This window comes from Bifidobacterium stellenboschense, assembly GCF_000741785.1.
Lineage (GTDB): Bacteria > Actinomycetota > Actinomycetes > Actinomycetales > Bifidobacteriaceae > Bifidobacterium > Bifidobacterium stellenboschense.
On sequence record NZ_JGZP01000008.1, the window covers coordinates 32,941 to 49,672 of the forward strand.

The following is a 16,732-nucleotide window of genomic DNA, read 5'->3' on the forward strand; positions in this document are numbered from 1 at the left end:
GGCGCAACCGATGCGCGGCCACGGTGAGAGCGTGGTGTGACAGCCGCAGTGAGCCCTGAGTAAGGCTGGCATGATGCAGCATGCCGGCGAGGAGCATCGTGCCCACTGTGAACAACGATGGGGCCGACGAGGTCGGCGCCCTGAACATCAACGTACCCGAATCCGCTTCCGAATCGTCCTCCACGCCGTCCCGTCGTCGCCGCGGCGGCCGTCGCGTGGTGCGTGGTGCCGGCGCCGCCGGTGCGTCGCTCGAGCTGAAAGTCGAGGACCATTCCTCGCCGATGTTCGAGGAGCCGAAGCTGCCGATCGCCGACCAACCGTCGGACGATGCCGCGTCGTCCGTGACGCGGATCGACGATGACGACGATGAGACGCCCGTGCGCTCGCGTCGTCGCCGCGTCGCCCGCGACGAACGCGACGACGTCGACGAGCGTCCGTCCCGCTCGCGCCGTCGTGCGCGTCTTTCCGACGATGACGACGACGAGCGCGGCGATGAGCGTCCGTCGCGTCGCCGCCGCGCACGCTACGACGATGACGACGAGCTCGTCGAGCGTCCGTCGCGTCGCCGCCGTGCCGTGCGCGACGATGATGACGACGAGTACGAGCGTCCGTCCCGTGCGCGTCGTCGCCGCGCCATCCGCGACGACTACGACGATGACGACGATGACATGCGCTACGACCGTTCCCGCCGCGCCCGCCGCGACGATGACGACGACGATCAGCTGGAACGCGCCGAGGAGCTGCTCGACGTGCTGCCGATCCACGATCGCGATGACCGCAACGGCGGCCGCCGCGCCAAGCCGATGACGTCCCTGCTGTTCCAGGAGCCCGTGCTGCCGGTCGGCGCGCCGGCCGCGAACGACGACGATGACGACGACGCGGAGTCCCGCGACGATCGCGGCGGTGACACCGACCGTGACGACGAGCGCGAAGGCGGCTCCCGCGAGGGCCGTCGCACGCGCCGCCGTCGCCGTGCCGACCGTGCCGACCGCTCCGACGGCGATGCCCGCGGCGGCGACGCGGACGCCGACCGCGACGAATCCGACACGCGTGATGCCGAGCGCGACGGCGTCGAGCCGCAGGACGAGGAGTCCGGCTCGACGCGCACGCGCCGCGGCCGCAACCGCCGTCTCAACGCGCAGGAACGCCGCGCCGCCGCCGAAGTCGAACAGATCGAGGAGGACCTCGAACTCGACGACATCGCCTACCGTCCGATCGACGAGGAGGAGAACGACGATACGGCCGACGAGACGCGCACGCGTCGCCGTCGCCGTCGTCGCAACAAGACCGACCAGGCGTCCGGCGACGAGCGCGCCGCACGTGCCGATGCCGACGAACATGAGGACCGCGACGAGCGCGCCTCCCGCGACGAGGAGGAGACGGTCACGCGCCGTCGTCGCCGCCGTCGCGGCAAGGGCGGCGACGACGAGCAGATCGTCGCGCGCCGCTCCCGCAAGCAGCAGTACATCGACGAGATCACCGACGTGGAAGGCTCGACCCGACTCGAAGCCAAGAAGCAGCGCCGCCGCGACAACCGCCGCGAACGCTCCCGCCAGTCGCAGCTCATGGAACAGGACTTCCTCGCGCGCCGCGAGAACGTCGAACGTCTCATGGTCGTGCGCGAGAAGGAGCAGCACACGCAGATCTCCGTCGTGGAGGACAACGTGCTCGTCGAGCATTACGTGTCCGACATCCAGGAGGTGCAGACCGTCGGCAACGTGTACCTCGGCCGCGTGCAGAACGTGCTGCCGAGCATGGAGGCCGCGTTCGTCGACATCGGGCAGGCGCGCAACGGCGTGCTGTACGCCGGCGAGGTCAACTGGGATGCGACGCGTCTCGAAGGCCAGCCGCGCCGCATCGAACTCGCGTTCAAGTCCGGCGATCCGGTGCTCGTGCAGGTCACCAAGGACCCGATCGGCCACAAGGGCGCCCGTCTGACCTCACAGGTCACGCTCGCCGGCCGTTTCCTCGTGCTCGTGCCGTCCGGCGGCATGACCGGCGTGAGCCGCAAGCTTTCGGAGCGCGAACGCTCCCGCCTCAAGAACATCGTCTCCAAGATCGCGCCGAAGAACATGGGCGTGATCATCCGCACCGCCGCCGAGGGAGCGAGCGAGGAGGCGATCGTCAAGGATCTGGAGAGCCTCGTGCGCCAGTGGGAGCGCATCAACGCCAAGCGCGAGGAGTTCTGGCACGGCAAGCGCCCGAAGCTGCTGCAGGGCGAGCCGGACGTGGCGATTCGCGTCGTGCGCGACATCTTCAACGACGACTTCACGAAGCTCATCGTGGAGGGCGACAAGGTGTACGAGCGCATCGAGGAGTACCTCGACACGATGGCCCCCGACTTGAAGGACAAGCTGGAGAAGTGGGATCCGGCCGACCATCAGGGCAAGGACGTGTTCGACAAGTGGCAGATCGACTCGCAGCTCCGCAAGGGTATGGAACGTCAGGTGTACCTGCCGTCCGGCGGCTCGATCGTCATCGACCGCACCGAGGCGATGACCACGATCGACGTGAACACCGGCCGCTTCATCGGCCGCGGCAAGTCGCTCGAGGAGACCGTCACCCGATGCAACCTCGAAGCCTCCGAGGAGATCGCGCGCCAGCTGCGCCTGCGCGACATCGGCGGCATGATCATGATCGACTACGTCGACATGGTGATGCCGGCCAACCGCGACCTCGTGCTGCGCCGCCTCGTCGAATGCCTGGCGCGCGACCGCACCAAGCACCAGGTGGCGGAGGTCACGTCGCTCGGCCTCGTGCAGATGACGCGCAAGCGCATCGGCCAGGGCCTGGTGGAGGCGTTCTCCGAGGAGTGCCCGACCTGCAAGGGACGCGGCTTCATCCTGCACGACAAGCCGATCGTCAACGCCGACTACGACGATCCGTACGCGTTGCGCGGCGGTGACCCGTTCGTCAAGACGAACAAGCACGGCCGCGGCACGACCCCTGCGCCGGAGCCGGCCGGCTCCACGCCGGACGTGAAGGCCAAGCTCGCCCAGATCGCCGCGGCCGCCGTGGCCGCCGGCGGTGAGGAGTAAGCCCGCCCGCTTCGGCCCTATAACACAGTTCGTACAGACACGCGGACGGAACACGGTTGCGTTAGTCCGCGCGTCGGTGTACGTTTGATTGCTGGTGTCTGACCGCGAGCCCGGCATATCCGGGTGAGTCAGGCAAGAAGCTTGCCAATTCAATAAAGGAACGATTATGTACGCGATTGTGAAGGCCGGTGGCCATCAGGAAAAGGTCGAGGTCGGCGACGTCATCCTCGTCAACCGTCTCGACGCCAAGCAGGGCGATACCGTGGAATTCCCGGTCGCGCTCGTTGTCGACGGTGCGAACGTCACCCTCGCCGCCGCTGATCTGGCTAAGATCTCCGTCAAGGCCGAGGTCGTGAAGGACGATGCCAAGGGCCCGAAGATCAGCATCCAGAAGTACAAGAACAAGACCGGCGTCGCCCGCCGCAAGGGTCACCGTCAGAAGCTGACGATGGTCAAGGTCACCGAGATCGCCTGAGTTCTTGACAGCAGGTTTTCCGTTAAAGCTTAATTAGTACCGAAAGGAAACGATCATGGCACATAAGAAGGGTGCTTCCAGCTCGCGTAACGGTCGCGATTCAAATCCTCAATACCTCGGTGTGAAGAAGTTCGGCGGTGAAGCCGTCGTCGCCGGCAACATCATCGTTCGCCAGCGTGGCACCAACTTCCACCCGGGCCAGAACGTCGGCATGGGCAAGGATCACACCCTGTTCGCGCTGACCGACGGCTCCGTCAAGTTCGGCGTCCGTCGTGACCGCAAGGTCGTCGACGTCATCGCCGCCTGAGCGACAAGCCATTTCGGCGACAAGCGTTTCGGAAAGCCGCGCCCGTAAGGACGCGGCTTTTTCGTATCCGGCGTAACGGCCGGCGTAGTATCCGGCGTAGTATCCGGCGTAGCAGGAACGGCCCCGAACCAAGGGTCAGGATAGGGTTAACAGTTATGAGTGATTTTGTGGATCGAGTGACCGTCCATGTCAAGGGCGGTGACGGCGGCAACGGCTCGGCCGGCATCCGCCGTGAGAAGTACAAGCCGTTGGCCGGCCCGAACGGCGGCAACGGCGGTGACGGCGGCTCCGTCATCTTCGAGGCGACGCGCAACGCGACCAGCCTGCTGGACTATCGTTTCATGCCGCACCGTGTGGCGCCCAGCGGCACGATGGGCCTGGGCGACAACAAGGACGGCGTCAAAGGCAAGGATCTGATCCTGCCCGTACCGTGCGGCACCGTGATCTTCACGGCCAAGGGCGCGCAGGGCGCCCCCAAGCACCCCGGCGAGGAGCTCGCGACTTGCGCCATGAGGGCGATCGTTTCATCGCCGCGGAAGGCGGCGCCGGCGGTCTCGGCAACATCGCGTTGGCGAACCGCACGCGCCGCGCCCCCGGCTTCGCCCTGCTCGGCGAGCTCGGCGAGGAGCGCGACGTGATCCTCGAGCTCAAGTCCATCGCCGACGTGGCGCTCGTGGGCTTCCCGTCCGCCGGCAAGTCGAGCCTCATCGCCGCGATGAGCTCCGCCAAGCCGAAGATCGCCGACTATCCGTTCACCACGCTCGTGCCGAACCTCGGCGTGGTCGTCGCCGGCGACCAGCGCTACACGATCGCCGACGTGCCGGGCCTGATCCCGGGTGCCTCGCAGGGCAAGGGCCTGGGCCTCGAATTCCTGCGCCACATCGAACGCACCGAGATCATCGCGCACGTCATCGATTGCGCGACGCTCGAGGACGGCCGCGACCCGATGAGCGACTACGAGGCGCTGGAGCACGAGCTCGCCGAATACGCGGGCTCGCTGGAACTGCCGCTTGGCGCGATCCCGATCCCGGAGCGCCCGCGCATCATCATCCTCAACAAGGCCGACGTGCCGGAGGCCAAGGAGCTCGCCGAATTCGTCAAGCCCGAATTCGAGAAGATGGGCATGAAGGTGTTCGTCATCTCCACCGCCTCGCATGAGGGTCTGAAGGAGCTCAACTTCGCTCTGGCCGGCATGGTCGCCGAGATGCGCGACGAGGTCGCCAGGCGCGAGCAGGCCGAGGAGGAGGCCCGCGTCGTCATCAAGCCGCTGGAGACGCAGGGCCGTCGCCGCCGCTCCGCCGACGAGCGCGGCACCGGCATCGACTTCGCCGTCGAACGCAAGGAGAACAAGCTCGGCGAATTCTGGTTCGAGGTCACCGGACGCAAGCCGGAACGCTGGGTGCAGCAGACCAACTTCGACAACGACGAGGCCGTCGGCTACCTCGCCGACCGTCTCGCCAAGCTGGGCGTCGAGGACGAGCTGCGCCGCAAGGGCGCCAAGCCGGGCGACGAGGTGCGCATCGGCCGCGGCGACCGCGCGGTCGAGTTCGACTGGGATCCGACCATCGCCGCCGGCGCGGAGCGTCTCGACGGCGCGCCGCTGGGCGCGCGCGGCCAGGACCTGCGCCTCGATGCCGAACAGCCGGGCTCCCGCCGCCGCACGAACGCGGAACGCCGCCGCGAATACCATGCGATGATGGACGCGAAGGCCGCCGTGCGCGAGGCGATGATGAAGGAACGCAAGGCCGGCCACTGGGCCGACCCGTCCATCGACGACGACCGCCACGACGAAAAGAGTCTATTTGGTCGCGGCGAGGAGGTCGAAGAGCAGTAGTCATCGTGGCTCCCTCTGACGAGGGAGCTGGACCGCGTAGCGGGACTGAGGGAGAGACCACCCGGGGGCATGCGGATCTCTCCCTCAGCCGGCTTGCAGCCGACAGCTCCCTCGTTAGAGGGAGCCGAAACGGAAGGGGAATCATGTCCACACCATCACAGGCCGAGATCCGCAGGCGCGTGGCCGAGGCGGAGACCGTCGTCGTCAAGGTCGGTTCGAGTTCGCTCACGCAGGCGGACGGCCATCTCGACGTCGGCAAGCTCAACGCGCTGGTCGGCGCGCTCGCCTCGACGCACCTGATGGGCGCGCGCGTCGTGCTCGTCTCGTCCGGCGCCATCGCCGCCGGTTTCGGCCCGCTCGGCTTCGACGCGCGTCCGACCGACGTCGCCACGCAGCAGGCGACCGCGGCCGTCGGCCAGGGCCTGCTGATGGCGCAGTACGAGGCGGCGTTCGGCCGGTTCGGCGTGCGCGTCGGCCAGATCCTCATCACCGCGGAGGACACGATCCGCGCCACCCAGTACCGCAACGTGCAGCGCACGCTCGACCGTCTGCTCGACCTGGGCGTCGTGCCGATCATCAACGAGAACGACTCCCTCGCCTCGAACGAGATCCGTTTCGGCGACAACGACCGGCTGTCGGCGCTCGTCGCGAACCTCGTGCGCGCCGACGCGCTCATCCTGCTCACCGACGTGGACGGCCTGTACACGGCCCCGCCGTCGGAACCCGGATCGAAGCGCATCAGCTACGTGCCGAACGTGGTGGACGCGCTCGGCGAGGTGAAGGTCGGCGGGACCGGCTCGAAAGTCGGCACCGGCGGCATGGTCACGAAACTGGAGGCGGCGCGCGTCGCGGCCGTCTCCGGCATCCCTACCGTGCTCACGCGCGCGGGACTTGCGGGGCCGGCGCTGATGGGCGATCCGGTGGGCACCGCATTCGCGCCGGTGAAGCGCCGCGGCTCGACGCGACGGCTGTGGATCGGCTTCGCCGCCGAACCGCGCGGCACGATCATCGTCGACGCCGGCGCGGCCGAGGCCGTGCGCGGCGGACGCGCGTCGCTCCTCGCCGCCGGCGCGGTCGAGGTGCGCGGCGCGTTCTCCGCCGGAGACCCGGTGTGGATCGACGCGGAGGACGGCACGCATCTGGCGCGCGGACTCGCCGGCTACGACTCCGAGGAGGTGCCGCGCATGCTCGGACGCAACACGACGCAGCTCAAGCGCATCCTCGGCGAGGAGTACGCGCATCCGCTCGTCCACCGCGACAATCTCGTGCTCGTTTGAGGCGTTTCCTTTTTCGTTCCCCGGGTTTATTGTGGGAGCCATGACTATGGCTGATTGGCAGACTCTCTCCGACCGTATCAATCACGTGACCCCGAGCGCCACGCTCGCCGTCGACTCCAAGGCGAAGGCCATGAAGGCCGCCGGACTCGACGTCATCGGCTTCGGCGCCGGCGAACCGAACTTCCCGACACCCGACTACGTCGTCGACGCGGCCGCCGCCGCCTGCCGCGACCCGAAGAACTACAAGTACACGCCCACGCCGGGCCTGCCCGAGCTGCGTCGCGCCATCGCCGACAAGACGCTGCGCGACTCCGGCTACGAGGTGACGCCCGAGCAGGTCGTCGTGACCAACGGCGGCAAGCAGGCCGTCTACTCGACGTTCCAGATCCTGCTCGACGAAGGCGACGAGGTCATCATCCCGACGCCGTACTGGACCAGCTACCCGGAGGCCGTCAAGCTCGCCGGCGGCAAGCCGGTCGAGGTGTTCGCCGGCGCCGACCGCGGCTTCGAGCCGGATCTCGACGCGATCGAAGCGGCCCGCACCGAGCGCACCAAGGCGATCATCGTGACCTCCCCGAACAACCCGACCGGTGCCGTGTGGAGCCGTGAGACGATCGAAGGCATCGCAAAGTGGGCGATCGAGCACCACGTGTGGGTCATCTCCGACGAAATCTACGAGCACCTCAACTACGACGACGCGCACACCACGTACATCGGCACCGCCGTGCCCGAGGTGCGCGACCAGCTCATCGTGCTCAACGGCGTCGCCAAGACCTACGCGATGCCCGGCTGGCGCGTCGGCTGGCTCATCGCCCCCGAACCGGTCGCCAAGGCCGCCGCCAAGCTGCAGGGCCACATGACCTCCAACGTGGCGAACGTCTCCCAGCGCGCCGCCATCGCCGCCGTTTCCGGCCCGCTCGACGCCGTCTACCGCATGCGTGAGGCGTTCGACGTGCGCCGCAAGGCGATCGTCGCCGCGCTGAACGACATCGAAGGCGTGAACTGCCCGACGCCGACCGGCGCGTTCTACGCGTTCGCCGACATCACCGCGCTGCTCGGCAAGCCGCTCGGCCCCAACGGCACCGTCTCGCAGTCCTCCTCCGAATTCGCCGCCGCGCTGCTCGACGAGGCGCACGTCGCCGCCGTCCCGGGCGAGGCGTTCGGCGCTCCTGGCTACCTGCGCTTCTCCTACGCGCTGGCCGACGACCAGCTCGCCGAGGGCATGCGCCGCATGAAGGCCTACGTCGAGGCGTGACGCCCGCGTTTCGCGCGGTTCGCGACATGCCGTGACATCGTTGGAATCCCGTGGTTTTGCCACGGGATTCTCTGTATGTGGACACCACGAATTGACGGAATCCGGGGGAGCCGCTACTATATCTGCTTGGCGGTTTTCGCCGGGCGAAGCGTTCTCTTGGGAACGTCGAGCAAGGTGAAGTTCACCTAGGGAAGTGGCGCAATTGGTAGCGCAACGGTCTCCAAAACCGTAGGTTGTGGGTTCGAGTCCCGCCTTCCCTGCCAAGGATCTTACGAATACCCTGAGCGAAGGATGAATATGGCGAAGGCTAGCAAGAGCGAAAAGGCCGTAAAGCCGAACGTCTTTATGCGCATCGGTCTGTTTATCAAGCAGATCATCGATGAGCTTCGCAAGGTCGTGACCCCCACCGCCAAGGAACTGTTCTTCTGGTCGCTGGCCGTGTTCATCTTCGTGCTGCTGCTGATGGCTCTCGTCACCGGCATGGACTTCGGTCTGAGCAAGCTCACGCTCTGGATGTTCGGCTGATCGTCTTTACGTGAACGACAACGAACCCGAAGGTGAATACGCATGAGTGATGAAGTGAATCTCGATAACCTCGACGCGCTGCCCGATCTGCCGGAGACCGCTCCGGTCGAGCAGACTGCCGAGACCGCGGAATCCGATCAGGCCGCCGAGGCGGTCGATGCTATCACCTCCGACGATACGGTCGAGGCTGCTGCGGCCGCTGAAACCGCTACGGCTGAAGAGTCTGACAAGTCCGACGAGACTGACGATGCTCCGGCTGCCTCCATCGAAACCCCTGCTGTTTCCCTCGACGATGATGAGGAGCAGGAGACCAACGAATCCGAGCAGGCCGAAGCCACCGATGCCGGTCAGGCCGCCGTCGAAGCGTTCTCCAAGTCCCTGCGCACCCTCGAAGGCAAGTGGTATGTGCTGCACACGTACTCCGGCTACGAGAAGCGCGTCAAGACCAACGTCGAATCCCGCATCCAGTCCTTCGGCCTCGAAGACACGATTTTCCAGATCGAAGTGCCGATGGAGGAAGTCGAAAAACACACTGAAAAGGGCAAGAAGGTCATCACCCGCGTGCGTGTTCCCGGTTACGTGCTCATCCGCATGTGGCCTGACGAGAACGCCCGCCGCATCGTTCGCGAGACCGAAGGCGTGACCGGCTTCGTCGGCCCCACCAAGGACCCGGCGCCGCTGTCCCGCAAGGAAGTCGTTGCGATGATGGCCCCGATGATCGCCTCCGAGGCGCTCAAGAAGGCCGGCGACAAGCCCGCCGCCGCCAAGAAGCGCACCGTCGAAGTCTCCTACGCGATCGGCGATCAGGTCACTGTCACCGACGGCCCCTTCGCCACCATGGCCGCCGTCGTCTCCGACGTCGAGCCGACCACGCAGAAGCTCACCGTGCTCGTGTCCATCTTCGGCCGCGATACGCCGGTGGAGCTTGGCTTCAACCAGGTGCAGAAGCTCGACTGAGTTTCGGCGATGGAGTTTCGACGACGGAGTTTCGGCGACTGAGCGTTGTCGTTGTTGCTCCTCGGTCGACGTACCTTCGTACATCTTCCCTCGGTGCGCCTAGAAGTCGCACGCGTCGTCGAACCTCAGTGGATGACATGCCACGACGGAGCGCCTTCCGCCTTTCTTCTGGGCCGGCGTGCCCGCAGACTTTAGGAATCCCCGCCTCGCGCGGGGATTTTTTGTTGCCGCCTACCTTCCTCCTGCTGGCGGGAACTGGCGCTTCGCGTCGGAGGGTGGTCACGAGTCGGGGTGTCGATCGTGCTGGATTGTGCAGCTGGGATTCCCATCTTCCTCCCGCTGGCGGGAGGTGGCGCGTAGCGCCGGAGGGTGGTCGAGCCACGGCGGGACGATATGCGCCGATATCCGCCCCGGCGTCGCAAATCCCGGAGAACAACGGCTTCGTCCGTAATCCGGGATGCTGAGTCTTTCCCAGCGTCCCCAATGCGGGAGATGAGCGCCTTCGTCCGTAACCCGGGATGCCGAGCCTCTCCCAACGTCCCCAATTCGGGAAACGGGCGGCTTCGTCCGTAACCCGGGACGCTGAATCTTTCCCAGTGTCCCACCCAGCGTCCCGGATTCCGGAGTTGAGCGGTTTCGTCCGGGATTTGTGACGCTGACCAGTGGGGGTGCGTCCCGGATTCGGGAAACGGGCGCTTTCGTCCGTAATCCGGGATGCTGAGCCCCTCCCAGCGTCCCGGATTCCGGAGATGAGCGGCTTCGTCCGGGATTTGTGACGCTGGCGGCGAACTCCTGGGGTGATGCGGTGGGCGGCCTTCGGACCGGGGGCGCTCTCGGGCCAGGGGACGTTCTCAAGACAGGGGACGTTCTCAAGCTCCACCCGCTGCGCCGACCCACACCCCTGGGGTGCTCCGCACAACATTGCGACAACATTGAGCGGGGAACATGCCACGGAACCATGATGCCCCACGCGCGCCGCGCCGATCCGCGCCGTGGGGTGCGGCGATGCTCCACTACGACATGCGGAATCCGCGCCACGGGGTGCAGCCATGGGGATGTTGGCGCTCCACGACAGCGTGCGGGGATCGTGTTTGGGGCGACGGCGTTCCACGACATTGTGCGGGGAGCGCTGTGGGACCGCGATGCTCCGCTCGTCGCACCGGTCCGTGTCATGGGGGCGGCCGCTGGGATGGCGGTACGCCACAACAGCGTGCGGGGATCATGTTGTGGGGATGGCGACGCTCCACTACGGCATGCGGGGATTGTGATGTGGGACCGCGATGCTCCGCTCGTCGCACCGGTCCGTGCCATGGGGCGGCCGCTGGGATGGCGGTACGCCACAACAGTATGTGGGAATTGTGCTGTGGGGAGGGCGGTGCTCCACAACAGCGTGTGGGAATTGCTGTGGGATGGTGGCGCTCCACAACGGCATGCGGGGATGGTGTTGTGGAGCGGTGGTGCGCCACAACAGGGTCGTGGGAGGCGGTTCGTGGGAGTTGTGGCGCGATTTGAGGGTTGTCTGCTCCACAACATGCGGTGGGAGCGATACCGGCGGCTGTTGTGGAGCGGGCCCGCTCCACAACAGGGACGGAACCCGGGATTGCGGGGAGTCGTGGCGCACTACACGGGCCGGGAACGCCGAAAACAGGGGTTTACGCGGGGGTTGCGGCGGGATGCTGCTCCACAACAGGCTCTCCGGCACGTGTTGTGGAGCAGGACCGGCCGGGACACGAGGCACAGGATGCCGCGCGCACCCCGAAAACGAACCGGGCCCATGACCGAACCGACCGGCCCACGCCTGGAATGACCGGCCCACGCCTGGAATGACCGGCTCAGCAGTGACGAACGCACCGGATCCCGGCCCGTGACCACCCTCCGGCGCCATGCGCCACCTCCCGCCAGCGGGAGGGGAATGGGGAATTGCCCCGCGTGATCCGAGGCCGCATGCCCGTTGGCCGTCCTCCGGCGCTGTGCGTCACCTCCCGCCAGCGGGAGGAGAATAGGGAGGCCATGCCTCATGTGCTCTACTTCCCGTCTAGCCTGCCACGGTTTCTTCGCCCCCGTTGGCGGGGGCTCCCGGTGTGAGTCGGGTGGGGGTGGCTGCGCCGGCAGGGGATAGGTGGATACGAAGACTGCGGCCGCATGATCCAGCACCACTCCCCATGGGCCCACCCTCCGGCGGGAGAGTATGAGGGAAATCACAGTCGCGCGGGCCTACGCGCGCCACAATGCCGAGAGCCGCAGAATCATAGGGCGACGAAGTGTCGAACCGTTTTGATTTGTCAGTAAATGTTCTCTTTTTGCTGTCGAATTGTGCGAAACGAGTTGCATTTTGTGTAAACCGGACTATATTACCGTCACGATAACGCAAACATCGACGTTGCCTCGGCGGCTGCCGGTGCCTGTGTTCGAGGAAGAACAACTCTAGGAAAGAGGGAGCGGCATGATTGATCTTGCTGCCGGGGAATCCGCGATTCGCCTGTCGCTGAGCTGGGTGGATTGGCTTATCCTCATCGTCTACTTTGCCATGATCGTCTGGATCGGCTACTCAATCCACAAGCAGCAGAAGTCCTCCGAGGACTTCCTGCTCGCCGGTCGTTCGATGCCGGCCTGGATCGCAGGCCTCGCGTTCTGCGCCGCCAACCTGGGCGCCACCGAGATCCTGGGCATGGCCGCCAACGGCGCCCAGATCGGTACGCCGACCATCCACTACTACCTGATCGGCGCCGTGCCGGGCATGGTGTTCCTCGGCATCTTCATGATGCCGTTCTACTACGGCTCCGGCGTGCGCTCCGTGCCTGAATTCATGTACCAGCGCTTCGGCAAGGGCGCGCACGTCATCGTGTCGCTCTGCTTCGCCGTCTCCACGATTCTTCAGGCCGGCATCAACCTGTACGCCATGGCCCTGATCCTCCAGGCCATGCTCGGCTGGAGCCAGTGGACCGCCATCATCGTGTCCGCCGTGTTCGTGCTCGCCTACATCACCCTCGGCGGCCTGACCTCCGCCATCTACAACGAGGTCATGCAGTTCTTCGTCATCGTCGCGGCCCTCATCCCGGTCACCGTCATCGGCCTGTCCCACGTGGGCGGCTGGAGCGGTCTGACCGCCAAGCTCGACAGCATGAAGGGCTGGAGCGGCTCCATCCACGCCTGGGCCGGCACCGGCATCGGCAACGTGACCAACCCAGTCGGCGGCGACTGGTTCTCCATCCTGATGGGCCTCGGCTTCGTGCTCGGCTTCGGCTACTGGACCACGAACTTCACCGAGGTGCAGCGCGCCTTCGCCGCGAAGAGCATGACCGCAGCCCGCATGACGCCTATCCTCGGAGCCATCCCGAAGATGCTCATCTGGCTCATCATCATCATCCCGGGCATGATCGCGGCCGCCACCGTCGGCAACCTGTTCTCCGGCGCCCACCCGGTCCTGCAGTACAACGAAGCCATCCCGTACCTGTTCAAGATGTACCTGCCGAACGGCGTCCTCGGCGTCGCCATCACCGGCATGATGGCCTCCTTCATGGCCGGCATGGCCGCGAACGTCTCCTCGTTCAACACCGTGTTCACCTACGATCTGTGGCAGGACTACGTCAAGCCGGGCCAGAACGACAAGTACTACCTGAACATGGGCCGCATCATCACCGTGATCGGCGTGTTCATCTCCGTGTTCACCGCGTGGATCGCGTCGCAGTTCGGCAACATCATGACGTACCTGCAAACGCTGTTCAGCTTCTTCAACGCCCCGCTGTTCGCCGTGTTCATCCTCGGCCTCGTGTGGAAGCGCGTCTCCAACGTCGCCGGCACCGTCGGCTACGTGTGCGGCATCATCGCCCCGCTCATCACCTACATCCTGTACCTGCAGTCCGTCGCCGCCGGCAACCCGATCTTCGGCTCCGCCACCGCCGAGACCTGGTACGGCGCCATCATCTCCTGCCTGGCCACCTGGATCGTGGCCGCGGTGCTCACGCCGTTCACCAAGTCCAAGACCGACAAGGAGCTCGAGGGCCTGACCTTCGGCACCAACGGCATCAAGTACTTCAAGGAGGCCTCCGCCGAGGAGCTTGAGGACGCCAAGCGCGCCGCGAAGGAAGCCGGAAAGGACGTCGCCACCGTGAAGGTCCCGTGGTACAAGAAGCCGCTCATCCTGGGCACCGTGATCTTCGTGCTCGGCCTCGTCTTCTACATCCCGTTCTTCTAAACCCATCGGGTTGACCCATAGTACGTAGGAACGTCTTAAGGAGTTTGCAATGGCAGAAGAGACTCAGGGCAAGGACCTGCTGACTCAGGCCGAGAAGGACCAGGCGGTCAAGGCGGCGCGCAACAACGATCTGCGCCGGCTCATCGCCATCCTGTTCATCATCTACGGCGTGATCGTCACGATCGTCGGCATCGTCGCGCCGAACATGAACGGCGCCGACACCAACGGCATCGCGATCAACCTGTGGACCGGTATCATCATGCTGGTCGTCGGCATCGCGTTCGAACTGTGGTGCCGTCTGAAGCCGCTGTCCGCGGAGGACATCATCGCCTCCGCCGAGGAGTCCGTGCGCAAGGCGCAGGTCCAGCACGAAAGCGCGAAGTGAGTCGTGCGCGGTGACTCGCGTATGAGGTGACGTCGCGCGCGGCCGGCACGCCGGCGACGCGCGGAACGTCACCGCCACGCGGCAAAGGGGACCGTCGGGAGCAATGCTCTCCCGACGGTCCCCTTTCGCGTATCGCGCGTGTCGATGACGGCGATGATGTCGGGACGGACCCGCATAATAGGATGGTTTGTGTCTGGAGGGGAGACCCGCTAGCACAGCACAGCAATATAAGTTGCGGGAGGAGACCGTGCGGCGGCCGCGCATCGCTTCGGCGGCGCGTGCGGACGGACGGCGACCGATTGCACCGCGTTATAGAAAGAAGAACCATAACATGGCTCCCAAGAAGAAAGTCTCCGCGCTGATCAAGCTGCAGATTCAGGCTGGCAAGGCCAACCCGGCCCCGCCGCTGGGCCCTGCGCTGGGTTCGCACGGCGTCAACATCATGGACTTCTGCAAGGCGTACAACGCCCAGACGCAGGACAAGATGGGACAGGTGATCCCGGTCGAGATCACCGTCTACGAAGATCGTTCCTTCACCTTCATCCTCAAGACCCCGCCGGCCGCGGCTCTGCTCAAGAAGGCCGCCGGCATCGACAAGGGCACCGAGAACCCGCTGACCCACAAGGTCGGCTCCGTCACCAAGGCGCAGGTTCGTGAGATCGCCGAGACCAAGATGGCCGATCTCTCCGCCCGTGACATCGAGGCCGGCATGAAGATCATCGAAGGTACCGCCCGCTCCATGGGCATCACGGTGACCGACTGATAAGGAGAAGGACAGATGGCTAAGCATTCCAAGAAGTACCTTGAGGCGGCCGAGAAGGTCGATCGCAACAACCTGTACACCCCCGACCAGGCCATCGCGCTGCTCAAGAGCATGCCGGCCCGCAACTTCGACGAGTCCGTCGAAGCGGTGCTTCGCCTGAACGTCGACCCGCGCAAGGCCGACCAGCTGGTCCGCGGCACCGTGAGCCTGCCTCACGGCACCGGTAAGACCGTCAAGGTCCTCGTCTTCGCCCGTGGCCCGCAGGCCACCGCGGCCCAGGAGGCCGGCGCCGACATCGTCGGTGACGACGAGCTTATCGCCAAGGTGCAGGGCGGCTTCCTCGACTTCGATTCCGTCGTCGCCACCCCGGACATGATGGGCAAGGTCGGCCGCCTCGGCCGTGTGCTCGGTCCGCGTGGCCTCATGCCGAACCCGAAGACCGGCACCGTGACCATGGACGTCGCCAAGGCCGTCAAGGACATCAAGGCCGGTAAGATCGAGTTCCGCGTCGACAAGAACGGCAACCTCTCCTTCCTGATCGGCAAGGCCTCCTTCGAGGAGTCCGCCCTGGACGAGAACTTCCGCGCCGTCGCCGACGAGGTCAAGCGCCTCAAGCCGGCCACCGTCAAGGGCCGCTACATCACCAAGGCGACCATCACCTCCACCATGGGCCCCGGCATCCCGGTCGACCCGAACGTGGTTGCCTGACGTCACCGTCAAGGCGTGATGCCGTCTCGGCGTGAAGCCGTAACACACTGAAGATCCCCGGTTCCGAAAGGAGCCGGGGATCTTGTCGTATGTGCCGTCGTCGTGTCGTTCCTCCCGCTGTCGTCGTGTCGTTCCTCCCGCTGGCGGGAGGTGGCGCGCGCAGCGCGTCGGAGGGTGGTCGTGGGTGTGTGGCCGTTGGTTCCAGGGTGTGGCCGGTGGTTGTTCGGCACCACCCCCACCCGCTTCGCCGGGAGCCCCCGCCGGCGGGGGCGTGTTGGGTGAATGTGTGGTTGGTTGTGGGTGAATTGTGTTGGTTGGGGCGTGTGTGGTGGTGTCTGGTTGGGTAGTCTGGTGGTTGTGGGGCTTGTTGGGCCTGTTTTCGACACGCCGGTGGATTGTTGTGTTTGCAACGTTTCCGGGGTGGTTTTCGCATGCGGGTTTGCGTGGTGGTGCCGGGTGGTGTATGTTTATCTCTTGCTGCCGGTCGGCTTCTGGTTCCTGCTCTTGTGTGGTTCCGGGGTTGGCTGTGTGTGGTGGTTTGAGAACTCAAGAGTGTGTTGTACTACTTACTTCTTTATAGTCAATGATTGCCAGTCCGATGCCGGCTCCGGTTTTTCCGGAGTGCCCGAGGGGGTTTGAATGGTGTCGGGGTTTTTGTGCGAACCTCTTTCCTTATAAGGGGTTCCGTCTTTTTTCTTTTTTTGAGAGTCATTTGTTTGGTTCTCTTCATGAAGGTTTTTTTGTGGAGGGTTCGATTCTGGCTCAGGATGAACGCTGGCGGCGTGCTTAACACATGCAAGTCGAACGGGATCCATCAAGCTTGCTTGGTGGTGAGAGTGGCGAACGGGTGAGTAATGCGTGACCGACCTGCCCCGTACTCTGGAATAGCTCCTGGAAACGGGTGGTAATGCCGGATGTTCCAGTTGATCGCATGGTCTTCTGGGAAAGGGTCTTACTGGTATGGGATGGGGTCGCGTCCTATCAGCTTGACGGTGGGGTGATGGCCTACCGTG

At 65.3% G+C, this 16,732-nt stretch carries 11 protein-coding genes, 1 tRNA gene, 1 rRNA gene and 1 pseudogene; all 14 read left to right on the forward strand.

The window, feature by feature from the left end:
• The first annotated feature begins 98 nt into the window (after positions 1–98).
• On the forward strand, positions 99–3,038 hold the full coding sequence (locus BSTEL_RS03270) for an Rne/Rng family ribonuclease (protein ID WP_051922816.1): 2,940 nt from the start codon (positions 99–101) through the stop codon (positions 3,036–3,038).
• Between the two features lie 166 nt (positions 3,039–3,204).
• On the forward strand, positions 3,205–3,513 hold the full coding sequence (gene rplU / locus BSTEL_RS03275; RefSeq protein ID WP_034527101.1) for a 50S ribosomal protein L21: 309 nt from the start codon (positions 3,205–3,207) through the stop codon (positions 3,511–3,513).
• 55 nt (positions 3,514–3,568) lie between these two features.
• Positions 3,569–3,820: a 50S ribosomal protein L27 gene (gene rpmA, locus BSTEL_RS03280; RefSeq protein ID WP_034527102.1), complete on the forward strand. Its 252-nt coding sequence runs from the start codon at positions 3,569–3,571 to the stop codon at positions 3,818–3,820.
• A gap of 155 nt (positions 3,821–3,975) precedes the next feature.
• Positions 3,976–5,654 (forward strand): annotated as a pseudogene (gene obgE, locus BSTEL_RS03285) (GTPase ObgE).
• Positions 5,655–5,797: 143 nt separating this feature from the next.
• Entirely contained in the window at positions 5,798–6,931 is a 1,134-nt protein-coding gene (gene proB / locus BSTEL_RS03290; RefSeq protein WP_034527104.1) for a glutamate 5-kinase, read from the forward strand.
• 46 nt (positions 6,932–6,977) lie between these two features.
• Positions 6,978–8,186, forward strand: a complete 1,209-nt coding sequence (locus BSTEL_RS03295; protein WP_034527106.1) for a pyridoxal phosphate-dependent aminotransferase — start codon at positions 6,978–6,980, stop codon at positions 8,184–8,186.
• 187 nt (positions 8,187–8,373) lie between these two features.
• Positions 8,374–8,449, forward strand: a tRNA-Trp gene (locus BSTEL_RS03300).
• 34 nt (positions 8,450–8,483) lie between these two features.
• Complete coding sequence (gene secE / locus BSTEL_RS03305) at positions 8,484–8,711, forward strand: preprotein translocase subunit SecE (RefSeq protein ID WP_034527108.1); 228 nt, start codon at positions 8,484–8,486, stop codon at positions 8,709–8,711.
• Positions 8,712–8,753: 42 nt separating this feature from the next.
• A complete protein-coding gene (nusG, locus tag BSTEL_RS03310; RefSeq protein ID WP_034527111.1) occupies positions 8,754–9,668 on the forward strand; it encodes a transcription termination/antitermination protein NusG in 915 nt (304 codons plus the stop codon).
• A gap of 2,443 nt (positions 9,669–12,111) precedes the next feature.
• The gene (locus BSTEL_RS03315) at positions 12,112–13,863 is read left to right on the forward strand and encodes a sodium:solute symporter family protein (RefSeq protein ID WP_034527113.1); all 1,752 of its coding nucleotides are present in this window, start codon (positions 12,112–12,114) and stop codon (positions 13,861–13,863) included.
• 49 nt (positions 13,864–13,912) lie between these two features.
• On the forward strand, positions 13,913–14,248 hold the full coding sequence (locus BSTEL_RS03320; RefSeq protein ID WP_034527115.1) for a hypothetical protein: 336 nt from the start codon (positions 13,913–13,915) through the stop codon (positions 14,246–14,248).
• 331 nt (positions 14,249–14,579) lie between these two features.
• Positions 14,580–15,011: a 50S ribosomal protein L11 gene (gene rplK, locus BSTEL_RS03325; protein ID WP_034527117.1), complete on the forward strand. Its 432-nt coding sequence runs from the start codon at positions 14,580–14,582 to the stop codon at positions 15,009–15,011.
• 15 nt (positions 15,012–15,026) lie between these two features.
• Positions 15,027–15,719, forward strand: coding sequence for a 50S ribosomal protein L1 (rplA, locus tag BSTEL_RS03330; protein WP_034527119.1), 693 nt, complete (start codon positions 15,027–15,029; stop codon positions 15,717–15,719).
• A 739-nt stretch (positions 15,720–16,458) separates the two neighbouring features.
• A 16S ribosomal RNA gene (locus BSTEL_RS03335) occupies positions 16,459–16,732 on the forward strand; the annotation flags it as partial.

Coding starts and splice junctions, on each gene's coding strand:
- secE (WP_034527108.1), top strand. CDS start 8,484: ATGGCGAAGGCTAGCAAGAGCGAAAAGGCCGTAAAGCCGAACGTCTTT.
- rpmA (WP_034527102.1), top strand. CDS start 3,569: ATGGCACATAAGAAGGGTGCTTCCAGCTCGCGTAACGGTCGCGATTCA.
- BSTEL_RS03295 (WP_034527106.1), top strand. CDS start 6,978: ATGGCTGATTGGCAGACTCTCTCCGACCGTATCAATCACGTGACCCCG.
- nusG (WP_034527111.1), top strand. CDS start 8,754: ATGAGTGATGAAGTGAATCTCGATAACCTCGACGCGCTGCCCGATCTG.
- rplA (WP_034527119.1), top strand. CDS start 15,027: ATGGCTAAGCATTCCAAGAAGTACCTTGAGGCGGCCGAGAAGGTCGAT.
- proB (WP_034527104.1), top strand. CDS start 5,798: ATGTCCACACCATCACAGGCCGAGATCCGCAGGCGCGTGGCCGAGGCG.
- rplK (WP_034527117.1), top strand. CDS start 14,580: ATGGCTCCCAAGAAGAAAGTCTCCGCGCTGATCAAGCTGCAGATTCAG.
- BSTEL_RS03315 (WP_034527113.1), top strand. CDS start 12,112: ATGATTGATCTTGCTGCCGGGGAATCCGCGATTCGCCTGTCGCTGAGC.
- rplU (WP_034527101.1), top strand. CDS start 3,205: ATGTACGCGATTGTGAAGGCCGGTGGCCATCAGGAAAAGGTCGAGGTC.
- BSTEL_RS03320 (WP_034527115.1), top strand. CDS start 13,913: ATGGCAGAAGAGACTCAGGGCAAGGACCTGCTGACTCAGGCCGAGAAG.